Raw genomic sequence first — 20,989 nt, 5'->3', positions numbered from 1 at the left:
TGGCTGGGCTATAAACCTATAGGGGGTTTCCGGGAACCGTGTCCATGACCACAATCGCCAAAGTACTTGCGACCGACAGCGAAGTTCGCTTGAACACGCGCAAGGAGCCCTTCAATCTGCTGCGCTGGTTTTCACTGGTCAGCATGCTGGTGATCGGCACGGTGGCGGTGGCGCTGGGGGCGGTATCCACGCGCTTCGTGATTACCGAAAGCGTGCAGCGCGATGCGCTATTGACCTCACAATTCATTCAGGCGATTGCCTCGGCCGAGGTGCACCATGTGTCGATTCCCAACGTCAGGACCATGGGTGAGTTGCTCGACCCACGAAAAGACATGGACTTTCCTGACGTCGACCCTCTGACCCGTGCCAGTGCCCGTGGTGAATTCCTCGACCATATCGCAAACTTGCCGGACGTGATTCTGGTCAACATCTACGCCCCCGACCGCATGGTGATCTGGTCGACCAACCCGGCCTTGATGGGCATTGCGATCCATGGCAATGAAGACCTCGATCGGGCATTCAACTCGAAAATTTCCGTGTCGACCGCTTACCACGGTGTGGATAGATCCCGCATGGAGCAGAAGTTCCTGGAACCACCCAAATACGCCTTCATCGAAAACTACATTCCCTTGTTCGACACCGATGGCAGCACCGTCACGGCGATGGTCGAGATCTACAAGGAACCTCAGGACCTGATCAACCGCATGGAGCGCGGCCTGGTGCTGATCTGGCTGGCAACCGCCCTGGGCGGCGGTCTCATTTACCTGGGGCTGTACTGGATCGTGCGGCGGGCGGCGATCCTGCTGGCGACGCAGCAGAAGCAATTGATCACCAACGAAACCTTTGTGGCTCTGGGGGAGGTGTCCTCGGCGGTCGCCCACAGTCTGCGCAATCCGTTGGCGAACATCCGTTCAAGCGCCGAGCTGGCGATAGAGTTCGACAGCGGTCCGGCACACGGGAACATCAACGACATCATTGGTCAGGTCGATCGCATGTCGAAATGGGTACGGGAGTTGCTCCAGTCCCTGCGACCGCTCAATGACGAGGCCGAACCTGTGAACCTGGTGGCGGCCCTGCATGACAGCCTGATGGCTTACGAGCATCAGATCGACAAGGCCAAGGTCAACGTGGTGTTCGAGCCGGACCAGACGCCCATGGTGCTGAGCCAGCACGTACAACTGACCCAGCTCCTCAGCAGCCTGCTGTCCAATGCGGTGGAAGCCATGGACGGCGGCGGCACCCTGACCATCCAGATCGAACCGCGCGATGCCCAGCGCGTCAGTGTGAGGGTGAGCGATACCGGCAAAGGCATGAGCGAAGAAGAGCGCACTATGGCCTTCCGGCCGTTCTTCACCACCAAACAGGGCGGGCTGGGAGTCGGGCTGGTGCTGGTCGAGCGGATCATGGAGCGATTTGGCGGTGCGGTGACCCTCGACAGCAGTGAAGGCGAGGGCACCACTGTGCGCCTGTCCTTTGTTCTGGCCCCCTGAAAACGGGGATGATCTACCCCCAATAACGGGTATTAATCCCCGGTCATTTGCCCGGTCGTTGCACATTGATTTTGATAAATCACTGTTTTGTCGAGTGTTAGTACGTTTTTATAAAAAAACACATGATTGGCGAGGTCCTTGCAAAACCACCATAACCCCCCTTCACCACATCGAGGCGGCTGGTGATGGAAAAAAAAGAGATGCATTCACCACGCTCGCGAGCCCTGGGCATACACCTGGTGCTGATGCTGGTGACCGGTTTGCTGGCCAGCCAGTTGCTGGTCGCCAGCCAGCCGACGTCGACGCCTGCACCTGCTCCGGCATCCATTGCCGAACCCGCTGTCGTTGAAGCCGTCACCCCGTGGGGTGCCGACTATTTCCCCAACACCCTGCTGACCGACCAGGACGGACAACAGCTGCGTTTTTTCGATGACTTGATCAAAGACAAGGTGGTGGTGATCAACTTCATCTTCACCTCGTGCAGTGACTCCTGCCCCCTGGAAACCGCGCGCATGCGCCAGGTGCAGAAACTGCTGGGGGATCGGGTCGGCAAGGACATCTTCTTCTACTCCATCAGCATCGACCCCTTGAGTGATACCCCCGAGGTGCTCAAGGCCTATGCGCAACGCTTCCAGGTCGGGCCCGGGTGGAAATTCCTCACCGGGGAATTCGCCGACGTCACCGACCTGCGCAAAAAACTGGGGCTGTTCATCGAAGGCGTCGATAACGGGCGCAACAAGGACCACAACCTGAGCCTGATCGTCGGCAACCAGGCAACGGGCCGCTGGATGAAAGCATCGCCGTTCGAAAACCCGTGGATTCTGGCCGACCAACTGGCCAATACCCTGCATAACTGGAAACAGCCCAGTGTGGAGGAAAGCTACGTCGACGCCCCCGAAATCCGTCCGCCGAGCAATGGCGAAGAGCTGTTTCGCACCCGCTGCGCGTCTTGCCACAGCCTCGGTCCGCTGGACGGGCAGGGCATCGGCCTGCGCAGCATCGGCCCGGACCTGATCGGCGTGACCTATCAGCGCGATCCGGCCTGGCTCAACCGCTGGATCCGCGAACCTGACCGCATGCTCGCGGAAAAGGACCCGATCGCGATGGAACTGTTCGAGCGCTACAACAGGATCTCGATGCCCAACTTGCGACTGGATGCGCGTTCCGCCCAGTCCCTCATCGATTTCCTGAAAGAAGAAACCGACCGTCAACATCCGCCAGCGGCGCCATTGGCCAGTGGTAACGAAGAGCCTGAACAACATCATTCGGTCGCGCACCCCGAGACACCCCGGGTGCAATAGTGTCAAAAAAATTACGCGGGCCAGTCGGTGGCTATCAATGCCACCTACACTGATCCTGAAAGCGGCTGAACAGGCTCGATTTCAAGCACCCAGGACACAGCCATGCAGATACTCGAACAACAAAAAGTAGCTGCGCCGCAGGCTCCCGTTGCACAACGCAAGGGTTGGCGGCCGCAGTTCAATTTGCTGCGCTGGTTCTCCCTGGCAAGCTTTCTGATCATCGCTGTGGTGGCGCTGGGGCTGGGTTACATCTCCACGCGCTTTGTTGTCGATGAAAGTATCGAGCGCGATTCGATGCTGACCGCGCAGTTCATCCAGTCCATTGGCGAGGCCGAAATCCGGCATGCCGGCATTGCCCCGGGGCGAACCATGGGTGAAATGCTCGACCCGCGCATGGATGATGCCTACCCCGACGTCAACCCCGTATCCCGGGCCGCCGCGCGCGTTGAGTTTCTTGACCATGTGAAGCATCTGCCGGACATCCTGCTGGCGACGGTGTACTCCCTGGACCGCACCGTGGTCTGGTCGACCAACCCCGAGTTGATCGGCGTGCGTATCGAAGGCGACTTTGAGCTGGACGAATCCTTCGAAATGAAATCGCCGGTGTCCACCAGTTACCACGAAATCGATGAGGAGCGTCCCGAGCAGCGCTTGCTGCGCGAACCGGAGTACCTGTTCGTCGAGAACTACATTCCGATGTTCAACGCCGACAGAAGCAAAGTGATTGCCATGGTGGAAATCTACAAGGAGCCGGTGGATCTGGTGGCGCGTATCCAGCGTGGCTTCAAGGCAATCTGGCTGGCCACGCTGATCGGCGGGGCAGCCATTTACCTGGGGCTGTTCTGGATCGTGCGACGCGCGGCGACGCTGTTGCAGAGCCAGCAGAAACAACTGATCGCCAACGAGACCTTTGTCGCCCTTGGCGAGATGTCCTCGGCGGTCGCCCACAGCTTGCGCAACCCGCTGGCCAATATCCGTTCCAGCGCCGAACTGGCCCAGGACATCGCCAGCCAGACCGCACAGAAAAACATCGGCGATATCATCAGTCAGGTCGACCGCATGTCGCGCTGGGTCCGTGAATTGCTGGTGTCGTTGCGGCCGATGAATGACGACTGTGAAACGGTCGACCTGGTGCTGGCTCTCGAAGACACCCTGAGTGCCTTTGAGTCCCTGATCAAGCGTTCGGACGTTGAAGTGCGTTTCTCCCCTGTCAGCGTGCCACCGGTCGTCAGCCAGCAGGTGCTGCTCACGCAAATACTCAATAGCCTGTTTGCTAATGCACTGGAAGCCATGCCCAAGGGGGGCGTGCTGACAATCGAGATCGATTCCTCGGTGTCCGGCGACGTGAGAATGACATTGACCGACACCGGCAAAGGGATGTCCAAACAACAGCAGCAAATGGTCTTCAAGCCGTTTTTTACCACCAAGCAAGGTGGGTTGGGTGTGGGCCTGGCCCTGGTCAAAAGAATAATGGAGCGTTTTGACGGCTCGGTCGAACTGACCAGCCGGGAGCAGGAAGGAACCCGTGTTTGTCTCAATTTCAAAGTGGCAACGGGAGGGGTATATGGAGCACAGCATTCTGCTGGTCGAGGATGACGAAATCCTCGCCGAGAATATTCAGACTTACCTGGAGCGCAAGGACTTCGAGGTGACCGTCTGCCACTCGGCTGAAGATGCACTGGAGCAATTGGGTTCATTCGCGCCTGACGTGGTACTGACCGACAACTCGTTGCCGGGCATGAGTGGTCACGACCTGATCCAGAAGCTGCGCATCAGCGCGCCGGATCTGAAAGTGATCATGATGACCGGCTACGGCAACGTCGAAGACGCCGTGGTGGCGATGAAAGAGGGCGCCTTTCATTACGTCACTAAACCGGTGGCCCTGCCAGAGCTCAAGTTGCTGCTGGACAAGGCCCTGGCCACCGACCGCATGGAGCGTACGCTGTCGTTTTACCAAGAGCGCGAGGCCCAGAAGTCGGGAGTGCAGGCACTGATTGGCGAGTCGGCACCGATGGCGTACCTCAAGGGCACCATCACCCAGTTGCTCGACGCCGAACGGCGCATGGCCAACAGCGACCTGCCGCCGGTGCTGGTGGAAGGCGAGACGGGCACCGGCAAGGAACTGGTGGCCCGGGCCTTGCACTTCGATGGCCCGCGCGCCAAAGGCCCATTCATTGAATTCAACTGTGCTTCGATCCCGTCCAATCTGGTGGAGTCGGAACTGTTCGGCCACGAGAAGGGCGCCTTCACCGACGCCAAGGATCGTCGCATGGGGCTGGTGGAAGCGGCCGATGGCGGCACGCTGTTCCTCGATGAAATCGGTGAAATGGACCTGCTGCTGCAAGCCAAGCTGCTGAAACTACTGGAAGACCGGACCATTCGCCGGGTCGGTTCAGTGAAGGAGCGCAAGGTCGATCTGCGGGTGATCAGCGCCACCAACTGCAATCTCGAACAGATGGTCCAGCAAGGCAAATTTCGTCGTGACCTGTTCTTCCGCCTGCGCATCATTTCCATCAAGGTGCCGCGCCTGTATACCCGTGGCGCCGATATCCTGCTGCTGGCCCGGCACTTCCTGGGGCTACATGGCAAACGCTACGGCAAGCCGAACCTGCATTTCAGCGACCAGGCCGAAGATTTGCTGCTTAGCTACAGCTGGCCGGGCAACGTGCGCGAATTGCGCAACATGCTGGAGCAAACCGTGTTGCTGGCGCAAAGCGACACTATCGCCGCCCATCAGTTGAACGTCTGCCTGAGCCTGATGGATGAGCCACCGATGTTTCATCACGAGCCGTCACACTTCAGCGAACCGCGTCCGTCCTTCAGCGGCAGCGACTCCATGAACCTGCCGGAAGTGGAGCGCGACATGGTGCGCAAGATGCTCGACAAGACCGACTGGAACGTCACCAAATCGGCACGCCTGCTGGGCCTGAGCCGTGACATGTTGCGCTACCGGATCGAAAAACTCGGCCTCGCCCGTCCGGACAAACGCCAGTGGTAAGGCTCACTGCAACACCGGGCCCTGCCTCAGGCAGGACAGCATGCAGCTGGGGTTCTCGACTTCCTGGTTCACGTACACACCACGCTCCGGATCGTAGGAGCGGATAAACACCCGAACCGTGGCGTCGGCCACTGTCGGCAGGCGCGAATCGGAAAACACGTGCTCACTTGAAACCGGAATGAATTCCCTGGGCGCGGTCGGGATGTACGAACCCGGCGGCACAATGTTCATCGACGGCGGTACGGGGTGCGCGAAGGGTTGGTCGGCGCCGTAATAGTTGAATTCGCTGCTGTAGTTGGTGGTGGGCATGTCGTCCGCGTGGACGACAGCGGTTGCGCCCAGGCAGACGGCGAGCAAAAGCGTCAGGTCGGTCTTTTTCATGGCAACACCTGCTAAATCGGTTTAACCACATTCCTCCCAAGGTCTTTAACTATAGCTGGCGCCGTGGACAGCCGTCGCTGCCGCGCGGATTACAAGTTCGCAACACCTGCCAGGATGGGGTTGATCTAGACTTCGCCGGTCAAATCGACGACCCGGACCCTGGAGCGTGCAATGGAACTGCCGACAAAAGAACAAGCCATCGCCAGTAACCGCGAGGCATGGAATGACTCCGCCCGTCACCACAAGGACTCCAGCGAATGGCAAGCCTTGTTGAAGGGTGTGGAACAAGCGGATTTTTCCTGTCTGGACGACACCCTGACCGCTTTGCTGACCCAGACAGGTATCGACGGCAAGGACGTGGTGCAACTAGGCTGCAACAACGGTCGTGAAAGCCTGTCGCTGTTCGCCATGGGCGCGCGCAGCGTGGTGGGCGTCGACCAGTCTGAAGCCTTTCTCGGGCAGGCACGGGAACTGGCGTCCCGATCGCCCCACGCGCCGCAATTCATCGAAGCGGACATTCACCACTTGCCGGCCGGACTGCAGGAGCGCTTTGACCTGGCGCTGATCACCATCGGGGTCTTGAACTGGATACCGGACATCGGCGAATTCTTCCGCCATGTGGCGCGCACGCTGAAGCCGGGTGGGGCGCTGGTGGTGTACGAAACCCATCCTTTCCTGGAAATGTTCGACCCCGAGGCAGCCGATCCTTTTCGCCCGGCCAGCTCATACTTCCGCCGCGAACCGTTCGTGCAGCACGAACCGATCGTCTACGAAGGCAGGATCGAACAGCCGGCCGCGCCGTCCTACTGGTTCGTCCACACCCTGGGCGACCTCTTCAGCGCCGCCATTGCGGCAGGGCTGCAGATCCGTCACTTCAGGGAATACCCACACTCCAACCGCGAAGAGCTCTATGACCGCTATCAGCAGCAGGTGGCGCAGTTGCCGTTGTGTTTTACGTGGGTGGTGGTGAAGGGCTGATGCCCTGGGCTCAATTGCGTGCGGGTCCTGCGGGCCCCATCGCGAGCAGGCTCGCTCCCACAGGTGTTCGGAGTCGTACATCGGTCTTGCATAAGACAACAATCCCATGTGGGAGCGAGCTTGCTCGCGATGGCGGCGACGCGGTTTCAGGTGGACCCGGTTAGAACTGCGTAGGCCTCGGTTATTCCCGGCTCCAGGTAGGCATCGCCGAAGTCGGCGCCGAGCTGGTTCGGGTGGGCGACGATTTCCAGCAGTCCGTCGGGTGGTGACTGCGCCCGCTGAGAATCCACTGAAGATTTTGGACTCTCAACCCACTCATCATTTGTCGCTGGAAACCGGGGGGAACGCAAAAACCAAAGGCACCCGTGGCGCACCCGTGTGTTTTTTATCGACCTTTCCGGGTTCGCCAGGCACCCGGTGCGCACCCCAGCCACCGCAGGCAGGCACGATTGAAGCTTTGCACATCGCTGTAGCCCAGGCGGTCGGAAATCTCCACCAGCTCCAGGTCCGTTCCCTGCAAAAAGTCTTCGGCCCGGTAGCGACGGTATTCGTCGAGCAACTCTGAAAAACTCCAGCCCAACGCCTTCAAGCGTCGGGCGGCGGTGCGCTCGAGCACGTGCTGGGTGGTACAGAATTGCTGCCAGTTGGCTTCGGCGAGGTTGCCGATCAAATGGTCGCAGACTTGCTCCAGCAAGGTCGGTTCGCTGTTGCGCCGGGTCTGCTCCAGCAGCTCGATCAGCGTGTGTTCCAGTTCATGATTGCCCGGCGTCAACGGGATGACGAACAGCTGTGGATCGAGGCGGATCGAGTGCTGCGCCTGCCCCCATTGCACCGGTGCGCGAAAGGCTTGTTGATGCTCCTGCGCATTGGTCGTGCAAGCGCCGACCAGCCCGACGCCCAGAACCGGATCACGCTCCAGGCCGCTGGCGAGGAATTTGCGCCGCAACATGCTGCACAGGCTGATGAGAATGTAATCGGCGGTGGCCGCGCTGGTTTTCACACTGCCGCAATCGAGCAGGTGCAATTGGACGCTGTCGTCGCCGCGCACGATCCGCGCCTGGAAGTGCCCGTTGAAAAACGGAAAGAAACGCACGAAATACTGGCAGGCGCTGTCCAGTGAGTCGGCCACGTCGAACAGGTACGTCAGGCCATTGGTAGCGGTGGAAACGAAACGCCGGCCAGCCGCCAGGCCGATCAGCGGGTCGCCGGTCTGTTCCAGGGCAAACGCCCAGAAGCGCCGCGACATGAACAGCGGAATGCGCATGAATGGCGTGCGCAACTCGAACAGGCTGCGACGAAACAGGCCTTCGATACTGTCCCGGTCCACGCCACGGGCCAGCAACTCTTCGATGGCCGGCAGCAGGGTCGGCGCGTAGAACGCATTGGGTATCGATTGATCGCGCAGTGGCTGATCGCTTTTTGTCATGTAGGGCTCACAGCTTGTTCCGCATCACTGGTTAGGCTGCCCGACGTTAAGCGATTTGCCGGAGCAAGACCATGCTTGATTTACGCCAGCTCGATTTGAACCTGTTGCTTGCCTTCGATGCGATTTATCAGCAGCGCAGCGTCACCCGTGCGGCCGAGGTGATGTGCCTGTCGCAACCGGCCATGAGCAATGCGTTGCGTCGCCTGCGCGAGTTGTGCGGCGACCCGCTGTTCATCAAGAGTCGCCTGGGGGTGACGCCGACACTGGTCGCCCATCGTCTGGCCGACTACGTGCGTGCAGCGCTGGAGTCATTGCGCGATGGCTTGCGCATGATTCCCGCCGCGCGGCAGAACAATCCACTGCTGCGCATCAGTTGTCTGGATTGCCTGCAACCGGTGTTGCTCGATGCCTTGCTCGAGTCGCCCCACGCCGATTGGCAGGTGCGTTATTTCCAGCCCCGGCGCCGCGACGCCTTGCAGGACCTGGCCAGCGGCAAGCTGGATATCCTGATCGACCTCGACCAGCCTCTGGCCGGGCTTGCCGGCCTGCACAAACAGGCATTGCCCGCTGACCATTACGTGTTCGCCTATGGCGCCGCGCTCAAGGAGCCGCCGCGCACCCTGCAGGAGTATCTGGAGCAGCCGCAGATCCAGGTGTCGAGCCGCCGCGACGGGCTCAGCCCGGTGGACTTGCAGCTTGGCTTGAAAGGCCTGCGCCGGAATGTGGCGATGAGCACCCAAAGCACCCTGGCCGCGAAGCTGATCGCCGATCGCCAGCCGTTCGGCATCAGCCTGCCAAGCCGGGTCGCCAACGTGCTGGGCCTGCAACACGTGCCGCTGCCCCTGGACGAACCCGTGGAATTGAAACTGGCGCTGTACATCGAGTCGCGCTATCGCTTCGAGCGCAGCCGCGAGGAGGCGATGCACTGCCTGCTGCGCGCCCTCGGTGAGCCCCGGGCCTTGCAGTCGCTGGCGCGGCGTGCGTGATCTACCCCTGTAGGAGCGAGCTTGCTCGCGATGGAGTGTCATTCACCGCTGTGTCGACTGATACACCATCGCGAGCAAGCTCGTTCCTACAGGGATTTGTGTGCGTTTCAGATGCGCCTAGTTCGACGCCAGCAAACGTTGGTCGACCGTCAGCACAGCCTCAACCATCGCCAGCGCGGCCGGTGTCAGGGAATGCCCGGCACGGCTGACGATGCCGTAATGCAATTGCAGGCCGGGATCCTCCTTGGGTACGTCGGTAAACTCCAGCAGCCGGATCAGGCCCTGGTCCACCAGTTCGGCCAAGGCCTCCATGGTGGCTATACCCACCGCATCGGAGCGCATCACCACGCGGCGGATCGCATCGAATTGCGCGCACTCCACGCTCGGGTTGAAGTCCGCCTCGCCCTGCACGTCGGCGAGGATCTTGCGGATCATCGGCGGTATTCGCGTGCCGACCACCGCGTAGTCGAGCAGGGCGCGCAGGGACAGGTTCTGCTGCTGCACCAAGGGATGACCGACACGGCAAAAGAACCGACCACGTCTAGGGCGCAACAGCTGAACCTGGTATTGCGGGTCGCCGGTGAAGTACCGCGCGTCGGCCACGAGGAATTCGATCTGCTGTTCGCGAAGCCAGACCGCCAGTTGCTCCCAGTCGCCCTGGTGGAAGCTGATGCGGATCGCCGGGTGAGCCTGGATGAATTCCGCCAGCGCCTCGGGCACCAGCACCTGGGCCGGGTACGGGCCGCAGCCGAAGTGCAACTCGCCACCGGTCAGGCCGTTGTATTGCGTCAGTTCGTTTTGCAGGGCCTGGCTGCCGGCGAGCAGGCGCCGGGCATGTTGCAGTACCAGTTCACCCTGGCCAGTCAGACGGAATTCGCGGCTGCTGCGTTCTACCAGCGCGCAGTCGAGGTCGCGCTCCAGGGTCTGGATGCTGCGACTGAAGGCGGGTTGGCTGAGGTTGATCGCCTCGGCGGCACGGCCGAAGTTGCGGTAATCGGCCAAGGCGACAAAGTGGCGGAGTTGTCGTAGGTCCATCATGCGTCTCCTGCATTTGTCGGATACTTTTAATGCATTGGATCGATATCACAGGGGCTGGCATAAGTACACGCCTGTCTTCTCGCCGTAACCTGCCATGACCAGCCAACCGTTCATTTCCAGCGCCTTCACCCGTACCATTCTCAGCCATGCCCGGCAGTCCGGACTGTGCCAGGACCAACTGCTGCAACGAGCCGGCATCTGCCAGTCGTTGCTCGAAGGGCAGGACCTGCACGTGCCCGCGCACCTGGTCGAATGCCTGTGGAATGAATGCGAACGTGCGGGCGCCGGGGTGTCGTTTGGCTGCGAACTGGTCAATGGCATGGCGACTACCACGTTACGGGGTTTGAACATTCTGCTGGACTCCGCCGCGACCCTTCGCGCGAGCCTGGCGTGTTTCACTGATTTCCTGCCGCGGGTGACCAACTACGTAGTGGCGGAACTGGAGGAGGGTGACGGGCAGGCTCGCTTGCATTTGCGCAGTGTTGACCAGCCGCCGCATTTTTTTGGTCTCGATGCGGCGACCCTGACGTTGGTGCGCAACATCGCCCGACGTTTGGGGCGCGCGCCGGCCGAGGTGTTCGTCGCGGTCCACTTGACGCCGCAACAGGCTGCCGGGCAGTGGTTGCGTAGCATGGGTGTCGAGGTGCTGGAGGGTTCACATCCGTGTCTGAGCCTGCCAGCGGCCAGTCTCGATGAGCCTTTGCTGGGGGCCAATGGGTTTTTGCATCAGAGCATATTGCGGCACTGGCAGACCGCTGCGGCGCAACACACCCGTAGCGATAGCCTGGAGTTGGCGCGGCACTGGTTGACGGCGGGGGATCAGCCGATTGAGCGGATTTCCGAGCGGTTGGGGTATCGGCAGCCGAGCAATTTCATTCGGGCGTTTCGCAAGCAGTTCGGGATTACGCCTAAGCAGTTTCGCCTTGGTTTGTAGTCTTGGTTGAGTGCATATCCGTTATTTAGGTAACGGCGGCCTATGGTTTCGCCCTTACGGCGAGTCCCTTTTGGCAAACGCCCCAAAAGGAACCAAAAGGTCTCGCCCCGAACGTACGGCCCCTCGCTAAGGCTCGGCGTTCCTTCGCTGCGGCATTCATCCGGGGGCATTGCCCTCCGGTCGGCTTCGCTTCGACCTACATGCAATGAGTTCGACTGCGTCGAACGGCGCTGCGCGCCAATCCCCGGATAAACACCTCCGCTCAGCCTTCCGAGGGGGCGGGTGGATCAAGATCAAGAGCTGCAGGCGAGCTAACGCTCGGCCTGATGAGTGGTGAAGAGCGTGGTGTACGCCGCTCTGTCTTTGCTCTTCTGTGGGAGCGAGCTTGCTCGCGATGGCGGCCTCACAGTCGACCGAAATCTTGCGGATGTACTCAGTACCTGTGGGAGCGAGCTTGCTCGCGAAAAACGTCCAGACACCGCGTTCATTCAGACAACACGCGTTATCGTTGACGTCCTTCGCGAGCAGGCTCGCTCCTACAGGGGGAATGCATACGCTGGAGGGCATGCCGAGCCACAGCGAGGCACCGAATGTCAGGGGCAAGAGCCTTTGGTTACTTGGGGCTTTTCCAAGTGACCCGCCGTAAGGGCGGAACCCTAAGTGGCCGTTACCGCAGCAATGGATATGTACACCCACAAAATACTCATCGCCTGCCACGCCGCCATCGCGAGCAAGCTCGCTCCCACAGGTGACCGCATCCGCAGAAACGGATATGTATGCCTTCAGAAATTAACCGAAGCCCCCCGCAGATCTCCCCGATGATTATTTTTTGTCGGCCATCGCTTGCGTGTCGGGGCCGATAGTTGGGCACCGTGTCCGGGCTGAGCAAACCTGACCGGAGCCTAATAATGATAAAAAAACGCTCGGCCACAGCCGGAGTCCGCCAACGGCTTCACCGGCTTGGCCACACTCGCCCGCAACCCCTTGCGCTGGCGATTCTTGCCGTTCTGACGGGGCCAACCTACGCCACCACATTTGACCTCAACGAAGACTGGAGCCTGTCGACCAAGACCAGCCTGAGCCTGGGCAGCAGCTGGTCGACGCAAAACCCCGACAAAAGCCTGATGACCCGCGCCAACGCCTTGCAGGCCCAGGGTGTAAATGCCAATGGCACCAGCGTCAGCGCCGACGACAACCGGCTGAACTTCAAGAAGGGCGACCCCATCTCGCAACTCTTCAAGGGGCTCACCGATATCAGTCTCGATGGCCAGGGCCAGGGCGCGTTCATTCGCTTCAAGTACTGGTACGACCACGCCTACGAAACCGGCAATGGCCGCTTCAAGGATTTCGACGATTCGGGCTGGGACGACCTGTCAAAATTCAAGGGCTTCGAGGTGCTCGATGCCTACGTCTGGAAAGACTTCCAGGTGGCCGAACATCCGCTGAACGTAAAGGTCGGTAACCAGGTGTTGTCCTGGGGCGAAGCGCTGCTGATCCAGAACGGCATCAACGTGATCAACCCGTTGGACATCTCGGCGTTCAACCGTCCCGGTGTGGAGATCAAGGAAGGCCAGTTGCCGGTGGAGATGGTCTCCTTCAGCTTCGGCCTGACCGACACCACCAACCTCGAAGGTTTTTACCAGTACAACTGGCGCCCCAGCGTACTCGACGGTTGCGGCACCTTCTTCGCCAGCAGTGATGTGATCCAGCCGGGTTGCGGGCCGCTGTACCTGAGCCAGGTGCAGACCGATCAACAGATGCAGGCCGCTGGTTTGTTCGCCACGTCCCGGGGCAACGAATCGCCGTCCGACAACGGCCAGTTCGGCTTCGCCTTGCGCCAGATGATCCCGGCGCTCAACGATGCGGAAGCGGCGATCTACTACATCAACTATCACTCGCGGCTGCCGTATTTCACCATTAACGCCAGGAACACCGCCGTGCCCGGTACCTTCCCCGGTGGTATCCAGGGGCCGAGTTATGCGGCGGCCTTCCCGGAAAACATTCGCCTGTACGGCATCAGCCTCAACGGCGTCGAGCCTGTCACCGGGATTTCCCTGGCCGGTGAGTTGAGCTACCGGCCGAACATGCCGATCGCGATCAACGCGCCCGACGTCAACGTTGCGGTGATTTCCGGACCGGGGGGCAGTTCCTGGTTGCAGTTGCCGCCCGGCTTCAGCACCACCAATGGCAGCCAGTTCGATGCGTGGGAGCGCAAGGGCGTCTGGCAGTTGACCGGTTCGGCCACCCAGGCCATCGACAACGTGCTGGGCGCCACGCGCCTGAGCCTGTTCGGTGAGGCCGGTGTCGTGCACATCGACGATCTCGGGGACGAGCGCCTGGGCCGTAACGCCGCGTTCGGCCGCAGCGCCCCGCGCAACGGCACGCCGTGCAACACGGTGGCTTCAGGTGTGACCAACCAATACTGCACCGACAAGGGCTTTGCCACCGATTGGTCGTGGGGGTATCGCCTGCGCGCCAGCCTCGAATACAGCGATGTGTTGCCAGGCATCAACCTGATTCCGGCCGTCAACTGGCGGCATGACGTCTCGGGCTATTCCTACGATCCGCAAGGGCCGTTCCAGGAAGGCCAGCAAGCGCTGGGCGTGAGCCTGACCGGCGTCTACATGAACGATTACAGCGTGGAACTGGCCTACAACACGTTCTTCGGTTCCAACGACTACAGCACCCTCGACGACCGCGATTTTGCATCCGTCAGCTTCAAGGCAGACTTCTAAGGAGAACCGTTATGCGTATGCAATTGTGCGTGCTGGCCCTGGCCTGCACCGTCGGCCTGGCCCAGGCCAAAGGCACCGATTCGGCGGCACTGGGCAAGACCCTGACCCCCATGGGCTCGGAAATGGCGGCCAATGCCGACGGCAGCATTCCGGCCTGGACCGGTGGTCTGGCGAGCAACGCCGGCACCGTCGACAGCAAGGGCGGCTACAGCGATCCGTATGCCGCCGAGAAGCCGTTGTTCACCGTCACCGCGCAGAACCTGACGCAATACCAGAAGTTTCTCAGCCCCGGGCAAATCGCGTTGTTCAAGCGTTTTCCCGACACCTACAAGATGAACATCTACCCGAGCCATCGCAGCGCCAACCTGCCCAAGGAGGTACTGGCGGCCAGTCGTGAGAACGTCGCCAAGACCAGCATGGCCGACGGCGGCAACGGCTTGCACGACTATGCCAGGGGCATTCCGTTTCCGTTGCCCACCGAAGGCCTGGAGGTGATGTGGAACCACATGACCCGTTATCGCGGCGGCAGTTACGAGCGCATCAGCAGCGCCGCGCTGGTGCGTGAAAATGGCGCCACCAGCTACGTGCGCAACCAGTCTTTGATCAACTTTGCCGACACCGTGGGCGGGCTGGAACCGGGCTCGAACATCCTGTTCATGTTCAAGAGCCGGGTGCTGGAACCGGCGCGTCTGTCCGGTGAGGCGGTGCTGGTGCACGAGCCGATCGACCAGGTCGCCGAGCCGCGTTCGGCCTGGCAATACCTGCCAGGGCAACGTCGCGTGCGCCGTGCGCCGATGATCGCCTACGACAACAGCGCCCGTTACAGCAACGGCCTGATCACCGCCGACAACATCGACGGCTACAACGGCGCGCCGGACCGTTTCGACTGGAAACTGGTGGGCAAGCAAGAGCTGTTCATCCCTTACAACAGCTACAAGATCGGCAGCCGCGACCTCAAGTACGACACCGTGATCAAGCCTAACCACGTCAATCAGGACCTGGCCCGCTACGAGAAGCACCGCGTGTGGGTGGTCGAAGCGACCCTCAAGCCCGGTGCCCGGCACATCTACGCCAAACGTCGCTTCTATGTGGACGAAGACAGCTGGCAGATCGCCCAGTCGGACCAGTACGACAGCCGCGGTGAACTGTGGCGCAGCGGTGAACTGCACGCGATCCAGCAGTACGACCACGGCTTCACCTACAACGTGCTGGAAACCTCCTATGACCTGATCTCCGGACGCTACTACGCCGGCGGCCTGGCCAACGAAGAGACCGAGCCGATGCGCGTGGGCTTCGCCGCCAAGACCGACGACTACACCCCGTCGGACCTGCGGCGCTGGGCCAAGTAACCATTCGCCAAACCACCGCAAAGCCAATGTGGGAGCGGGCTTGCTCGCGAAAGCGGTGTACCAGTCAACGAAAATGTTGAATGTGATGCCCTTTTCGCGAGCAAGCCCGCTCCCACATTGGACGGTGGTGGATGACACTTTTGCATCTGCCAAGGAGATCTGCCATGCGCTACTGGATATCCGCTCTGGCCCTTGGCGCGAGCCTGGGTACTGTTCACGCCGCAACCCTCGACCAACAGCAAGCCAAAGACCTGTCGCAGGAGGCCTACGTGTTCGCCTACGCCACCGTCGAACACGACAAAGTGCTCAGCGCCATCGCCGCGAAACTGCCGTTCAACCGTCTCTACAGCGAACCGCGCCTGCTCGGCCCGCAAGACAACAAAGTGGTGTCGCCCAACAACGACACCTTCTATTCCCGTGCCTTGCTGGACTTGCGCAGCGAACCTGTGGTGCTCGACGTACCGGCCGTGCAAGGTCGCTACTACAGTTTCCAGCTGGTGGACATGCGCACCGACAACCTCGACTACATCGGCACTCGCGCCACGGGTGACAAGGCGGGGCGCTACCTGATTGTCGGGCCGGACTGGAAGGGGCCCGCGCCATCGGGGTTCAGCGCGGTGATTCGCTCACCGAGCCGGCTGGTCTTCCTGTTGGGACGGACCGAGGTCAAGGGCGAAGCGGATCAGAAAGACGCCGCGCAAGTGCTGAGGGGCTACGCCTTGCAACCGCTGTCCAAAGTCAATGGCAGCGCGCCCCCTGAACCCCTGGCACCGCTGCAACTGCCAGCGTACACGGACACCAGGCACGGGCCGGCGCAGGTGTTGTTCAGCACCTTCAACGCGCTGGCCCCCTTGCATCAATGGACCGCCGGCGAACAAAAGAAACTGGCCCGTTTCGCCGCCATCGGGGTCAAGCCGGGGGCCGGATTCCAGGCCCCGGCGGACTTGAACGAAGCCGTCGCACAGGGCGCCGAAGCCGGCCGCGAACAGGTCCGCGCAGCCTCCAGCCGACTATCGGTGGAACAGCAGGGCTGGTTGCCGTCGCCGCCCAACGTCGGCAAGTTTGGTGACGATGACCTGACCCGTGCCGCAGTCGCCTGGCGCTACATCTACGCCAACGATGCGGTGGAAGCGCTGTACCCGATGGCGTTGCACGATGCAAAGGGGCAGGAACTCAATGGCCAACACGCCTATCGCCTGCATTTTCCCGCCGGGCAATTGCCGCCGGTGAATGCGTTCTGGTCGCTGACCCTGTATGACGGCAAAACCCAGTTGCTGGTGGCCAACCCGATCCAGCGTTACGCCCTGGGCGACCGCAGCCCTGGTCTACAATACGATGCCGACGGCGGCTTGACCCTGATCCTGCAAGCCGATGCGCCCAAGGCTGCGCCGCAGGGCAACTGGCTGCCGACGCCGCAAGGTCCGTTCAACCTGCTGTTGCGCCTGTACCTGCCCAAGGGCGGGGCATTGGACGGGAGTTATCAGTTGCCGACGATTGCGAGGATCGAATCATGAACCTGATTTTCAGTCGCCGCCGGTTGCTGGGCGGCATGGGGGTATTGGGAGCAAGTCTGATGTTTCCACGCCGGCTGCTGGCCGGTGATTCCGATGACCCTCGGCAGATTGCCAAAGAGGCGTGGATTTACGCGTACCCCATGCTCATGCATTACCAGACCATGGAAAAACAGGCGCTCAACCCGGACGCGCCGGAGTACGTCGGCGGCTTCAACCGCTTTCGTCATTACAGCGAGCTGTTTACCCCGAACAACCGCGACATCGTCACGCCGAACAACGACACGCCGTACTCCTGGGCGTGGCTTGACCTGCGCAGCGAGCCGCAGGTGTTGAGCGTGCCGGCCGTGCCTGACGACCGCTATTACGTGCTTCAACTGGTCGACCAGTACACCCACAACTTTGCCTATGTCGGCGTGCTCAGCACCGGTCGCGATGCGGGGAATTACCTGATCGCCGGACCCCACTGGCAAGGCCCGACACCGGACGGCGTCAAGGCTGTGCTGCGCAGTGAAACCGAAATCGTCATGGTGCTTGGGAGAACGGGCCTGAAAAACGCCGGGGACCTGTCGGCGGTGCGTGCCTTGCAGCAGCAATACGGTTTGCGTTCGTTGCATGAATACATCGGCAGTGCGCCGCCTGTGGCTGCGCCAGCCATTGACTGGCGCCCCTGGGACAGCAAGACCGGGTTGGGGCTGGAGTTTATCCCGGCGCTGAACCAGATCCTCAGCCTGTGCCCCACGCAACCGTCCGAACAAGCCTTGCGCGCGCGCTTTGCACGGATCGGCATCGTGCCCGGCCAGGGTTTCGACCCGGCGACGTTGCCGCCAGCAACGCGCCAGGCACTGCTCGCCGGGATTCAAGACGCCCAGGCGCAACTGCAAACCGCGGTGAGCCAGGTACGCACCACCCTCGGGCTGTTCGGCACTCGCGAAGCGCTGAACGGCAATTACCTCAACCGCGCTGTCGCGGCGAATGTCGGCATCTACGGCAACAGCGTGGAAGAGGCCTTCTACACCGGCACTCGCCTGGATAATCAGGGGCAACCCTTGCAGGGTGGGCGAAGCTATCGCCTGCGTTTCGCAGCGGGTCAATTGCCGCCGGCCAGCGAGTTCTGGTCGCTGACGCTGTATGACTTGCCGGACCGGCAACTGGTGGCCAACCCGATCAATCGCTACTGCCTGAGCAGTCGGGATCAGTTGCAGGAAGATGCGGATGGTGGGTTGACGTTGATCCTGCAGAACGTCGCTCCGCCGGAGCAGAGCAACTGGTTGCCGACGCCTGCAAGCGGAGCGTTCACCCTGGTCCTGCGCCTGTATGGACCCGGGCAGCAGGTGGTCAATCAACGCTGGCGAATGCCGGTGGTTGAAGTGGTGTCTGCCTGAACCGCATCGCGAGCAGGCTCGCTCCTACATTGGACCTGTGCCATTCACAGATGCTGTGAACAACCCGGTCCCCTGTGGGAGCGAGCTTGCTCGCGAAGGTGGCCTGCCAGCCACCAGGTACATTGCAGACGAACGACCTCAACAACCAGGCCGGCCGGTAGGCCGCCTCGGGCGCTGTTGCGGTGCACGCCCCCTCGTGAGGCCGAACGTCAGGGGCAAGAGCCCTTGGTTACTTGGGGCTTTTCCAAGTGACCCGCCGTAAGGGCGGAACCCTAAGTGGCCGTGACCGCAGCAAGGGATATGTACACCCACAAAACAATCATCGCCTGACACAAAGCCATCGCGAGCAAGCTCGCTCCCACACTGGATCTGTGCCATTCACAAATGCTGTGAACAGCACGGTCCCCTGTGGGAGCGAGCCTGCTCGCGATGAAGGCGACGCGGTTTCCCGCGTCATCCGGTCAAGGCGTGACGATATTGAACTGCGGCGCAAACGTATCGAGGCTGCTCATCAACTCCCCAAGCTTCTTGCCATTGCCTTGCAACTTGATCAGACCTTTCTGGATTGCCGTCGGAATATCCAGTTGCTTGAGGCTGATCTGTTCCAGGGTGGCCTTGCTCATGGTCACGCTGGCATCCGCCTGAGCATTGAGCCCTGCACGGTGGGTCAGCACGCCATTGCGCAGGGTCAGGTTGAAGTCCTTGCTCAGGTCATCGAAGGTCCAGTTCAGGGTCAGGTCATGGCCTACGGCCTTTTCACTGTCCAGGCGCACCGCCAGGAAGTCGAAGAACATCTGCGGGCTCATCGCCCGCACCATGTCCACCGATACCGAAGTGCCCGCATGGGGTGGCACGCCGTTGCGCAGTTCCATGGCACCGGTCAGGTACATGTTGCGCCAGGTGGCGTTTTCACTTTGATAGCCCATTTGCTCCAACGCCTGGGCCTGGGCTTTGCGGGCGTCACCGTTGTCCGGGTTGGCGAACAGCACCTGATTGCCCAGTTGCGCGGCCCAGCGGTATTCACCCTTGGCCATCGCCGCCTGCATTTTCTCAAGCACTGCCGCTTCGCCGCCCATGGCCTCGACCGAACGCTTGGCCGTTTCTACTGGCGGCAGCGGATTGAGGTTGGCCGGGTTACCGTCATAGAAACCCATGTAGCGCTGATACACCGCCCGGGTGTTGAAACTCAGTGAGCCGTAGTAGCCACGGGTGTACCACTTCTGGTCGAGGTTGCCTGGCAGTTTCTTGATCGAATCGGCGATTTCCAGCGGCGTCAGGCCCTGGTTCAGCAGGTGCAGGGTGCGGTCATTGAGGAAGGCGTACATGTCGCGCTGGTCGGCGAGGAAGGTACGGATGCGTTCGCCACCCCAGGTCGGCCAGTTGTGCTGGGCGAACAACACGTCGCTCTTGTCGCCGTAACGCGCCAGGCTGGCGTCGAGGTACTCGGCCCAGGCCTTGGCGTCACGCACTTGCGCGCCGCGGGGGGTAAGGATGTTGTGCATCATTTGCGTGGCGTTTTCCGCCATGCACAAGGCGCGCAATTGCGGCAGGTACAGGTTCATCTCTGCCGGCGCCTCGGTGCCCGGGGTCAACTGGAACTCTACCTCGAGACCGGCGATGGTGCGGGTTTGCAGTTCCTCGTCGATCAGGTCGGTGGGCGGGATCAGGGTGACAGTGCCGCCGCTCGGTGTGCTCTTGCCCAGGCCGGCATCGACCTGGCCTTTTTCGCCACGGGGCAGCAGGCTGCCGAACTGGAACTGTGCGCGGCGGCTCATGGCATTGCCGGCGTAGACGTTCTCGCTCATCACGTGTTCCATGAACCCGACGGGGGCGAACACCTTGACCTTGCCGGCCTTGACGTCGGCTTCGTCGATGACCCCGCGCACGCCACCGAAGTGGTCGACGTGGGTGTGGCTGTAGATCACCGCCACCACCGGTTTGCGCGGACGGTTCTGGTAGTACAGGTCCAGTGCCGCCTTGGCGGTTTCGGCCATGGTCAGCGGGTCGATGATGATCAGCCCGTCGTCGCCTTCGATGATCGTCATGTTGGCCAGGTCGAGGCCGCGCACCTGATACAGCCGTGGGCTGACTTCGAACAATCCGGCATGGGCGCTGAGTTGGGCCAGACGCCAGAGGCTCGGGTTGACCGACTCCGGGGCCTGGTCTTTGGCGAGGAAGTCATAGGCCTGGATATCCCAGATGACCTTGCCCGAGGCGTCCTTGACCTGGCCCTTGAACGGCGCGATCAGACCCTTGGTGACCGACTCGTAGTCGGTGCGGTCAGTGAAGGGCAGTTGTTGCAGCACGGCGGCGTTACTGGCCGTGGTTTGCGGGCTGGCTGCGACCGGTCCATCGGCGGCGACCACCGATTGCGTCAGGCAGGCAGTGATCAGGCAAGCGAGCAGCCCACGAGGGCTCAAGGTGAAACGAGGCATGGCGTCTCCGTTTTTTATCGTTATGGTTAGACCAGCTTCGAG

Annotated in this window: 16 protein-coding genes; 11 read left to right on the top strand and 5 right to left on the bottom strand. The window is 61.3% G+C overall.

Annotated elements, in window-relative coordinates; all coding sequences use genetic code 11:
* Window positions 1-44 precede the first annotated feature (44 nt).
* The 4 genes from KGA98_RS27205 to KGA98_RS27190 all read left to right on the top strand — a co-directional run bounded on the left by KGA98_RS27205 (window position 45) and on the right by KGA98_RS27190 (window position 5,789).
* Window positions 45-1,490 carry a sensor histidine kinase gene (locus tag KGA98_RS27205; RefSeq protein WP_223504738.1) on the top strand — a complete coding sequence of 482 codons (1,446 nt, stop codon included), beginning with the start codon at window positions 45-47 and terminating at the stop codon, window positions 1,488-1,490.
* 200 nt (window positions 1,491-1,690) lie between these two features.
* Complete coding sequence (locus KGA98_RS27200; protein ID WP_411736677.1) at window positions 1,691-2,791, top strand: SCO family protein; 1,101 nt, start codon at window positions 1,691-1,693, stop codon at window positions 2,789-2,791.
* Window positions 2,792-2,893: 102 nt separating this feature from the next.
* Window positions 2,894-4,387 (top strand): sensor histidine kinase, encoded by a 1,494-nt coding sequence (locus KGA98_RS27195; protein WP_150815247.1) that lies wholly within the window; start codon window positions 2,894-2,896, stop codon window positions 4,385-4,387.
* Window positions 4,356-5,789: a sigma-54-dependent transcriptional regulator gene (locus KGA98_RS27190; protein WP_223504734.1), complete on the top strand. Its 1,434-nt coding sequence runs from the start codon at window positions 4,356-4,358 to the stop codon at window positions 5,787-5,789. The genes KGA98_RS27195 and KGA98_RS27190 overlap by 32 nt, the downstream gene beginning before the upstream one ends.
* A gap of 3 nt (window positions 5,790-5,792) precedes the next feature.
* Here the strand turns inward: KGA98_RS27190 and KGA98_RS27185 are convergent, their stop codons facing one another.
* Window positions 5,793-6,170, bottom strand: coding sequence for a hypothetical protein (locus tag KGA98_RS27185; RefSeq protein ID WP_150815249.1), 378 nt, complete (start codon window positions 6,168-6,170; stop codon window positions 5,793-5,795).
* A 171-nt stretch (window positions 6,171-6,341) separates the two neighbouring features.
* Here KGA98_RS27185 and KGA98_RS27180 point away from each other — a divergent pair, with 171 nt between their 5' ends.
* Window positions 6,342-7,148, top strand: coding sequence for a class I SAM-dependent methyltransferase (locus KGA98_RS27180; RefSeq protein WP_223504731.1), 807 nt, complete (start codon window positions 6,342-6,344; stop codon window positions 7,146-7,148).
* 146 nt (window positions 7,149-7,294) lie between these two features.
* Here the strand turns inward: KGA98_RS27180 and KGA98_RS27175 are convergent, their stop codons facing one another.
* Entirely contained in the window at window positions 7,295-7,438 is a 144-nt protein-coding gene (locus KGA98_RS27175) for a hypothetical protein (protein WP_223504740.1), read from the bottom strand.
* Between the two features lie 95 nt (window positions 7,439-7,533).
* Window positions 7,534-8,574 carry an AraC family transcriptional regulator gene (locus tag KGA98_RS27170; RefSeq protein ID WP_223504729.1) on the bottom strand — a complete coding sequence of 347 codons (1,041 nt, stop codon included), beginning with the start codon at window positions 8,572-8,574 and terminating at the stop codon, window positions 7,534-7,536.
* Window positions 8,575-8,645: 71 nt separating this feature from the next.
* Between KGA98_RS27170 and KGA98_RS27165 the strand changes: the two genes are divergently transcribed.
* Window positions 8,646-9,560: a LysR family transcriptional regulator gene (locus KGA98_RS27165; protein ID WP_090456383.1), complete on the top strand. Its 915-nt coding sequence runs from the start codon at window positions 8,646-8,648 to the stop codon at window positions 9,558-9,560.
* 117 nt (window positions 9,561-9,677) lie between these two features.
* Here KGA98_RS27165 and KGA98_RS27160 read toward each other — a convergent pair whose 3' ends face one another.
* Window positions 9,678-10,595 (bottom strand): LysR family transcriptional regulator, encoded by a 918-nt coding sequence (locus tag KGA98_RS27160; RefSeq protein WP_411736678.1) that lies wholly within the window; start codon window positions 10,593-10,595, stop codon window positions 9,678-9,680.
* Between the two features lie 97 nt (window positions 10,596-10,692).
* Between KGA98_RS27160 and KGA98_RS27155 the strand changes: the two genes are divergently transcribed.
* The 5 genes from KGA98_RS27155 to KGA98_RS27135 all read left to right on the top strand — a co-directional run bounded on the left by KGA98_RS27155 (window position 10,693) and on the right by KGA98_RS27135 (window position 18,512).
* Window positions 10,693-11,532 (top strand): helix-turn-helix domain-containing protein, encoded by an 840-nt coding sequence (locus KGA98_RS27155; protein WP_223504725.1) that lies wholly within the window; start codon window positions 10,693-10,695, stop codon window positions 11,530-11,532.
* A gap of 908 nt (window positions 11,533-12,440) precedes the next feature.
* Window positions 12,441-14,267, top strand: a complete 1,827-nt coding sequence (locus KGA98_RS27150; protein WP_223504723.1) for a DUF1302 domain-containing protein — start codon at window positions 12,441-12,443, stop codon at window positions 14,265-14,267.
* An 11-nt stretch (window positions 14,268-14,278) separates the two neighbouring features.
* On the top strand, window positions 14,279-15,616 hold the full coding sequence (locus KGA98_RS27145) for a DUF1329 domain-containing protein (protein ID WP_223504721.1): 1,338 nt from the start codon (window positions 14,279-14,281) through the stop codon (window positions 15,614-15,616).
* A 164-nt stretch (window positions 15,617-15,780) separates the two neighbouring features.
* Window positions 15,781-17,130, top strand: a complete 1,350-nt coding sequence (locus KGA98_RS27140; RefSeq protein WP_223504719.1) for a DUF1254 domain-containing protein — start codon at window positions 15,781-15,783, stop codon at window positions 17,128-17,130.
* The gene (locus tag KGA98_RS27135; RefSeq protein ID WP_223504717.1) at window positions 17,127-18,512 is read left to right on the top strand and encodes a DUF1254 domain-containing protein; all 1,386 of its coding nucleotides are present in this window, start codon (window positions 17,127-17,129) and stop codon (window positions 18,510-18,512) included. The genes KGA98_RS27140 and KGA98_RS27135 overlap by 4 nt, the downstream gene beginning before the upstream one ends.
* Window positions 18,513-18,973: 461 nt before the next feature.
* Here the strand turns inward: KGA98_RS27135 and KGA98_RS27130 are convergent, their stop codons facing one another.
* Complete coding sequence (locus KGA98_RS27130; RefSeq protein WP_223504715.1) at window positions 18,974-20,947, bottom strand: alkyl/aryl-sulfatase; 1,974 nt, start codon at window positions 20,945-20,947, stop codon at window positions 18,974-18,976.
* Between the last annotated feature and the right edge of the window lie 42 nt (window positions 20,948-20,989).

The organism is Pseudomonas sp. BF-R-24 (genome assembly GCF_019947335.1).
GTDB classification, from domain to species: domain Bacteria; phylum Pseudomonadota; class Gammaproteobacteria; order Pseudomonadales; family Pseudomonadaceae; genus Aquipseudomonas; species Aquipseudomonas jessenii.
Note: the sequence above shows the minus strand (reverse complement) of the source record. Positions and strands in the feature narration are given on the sequence as shown.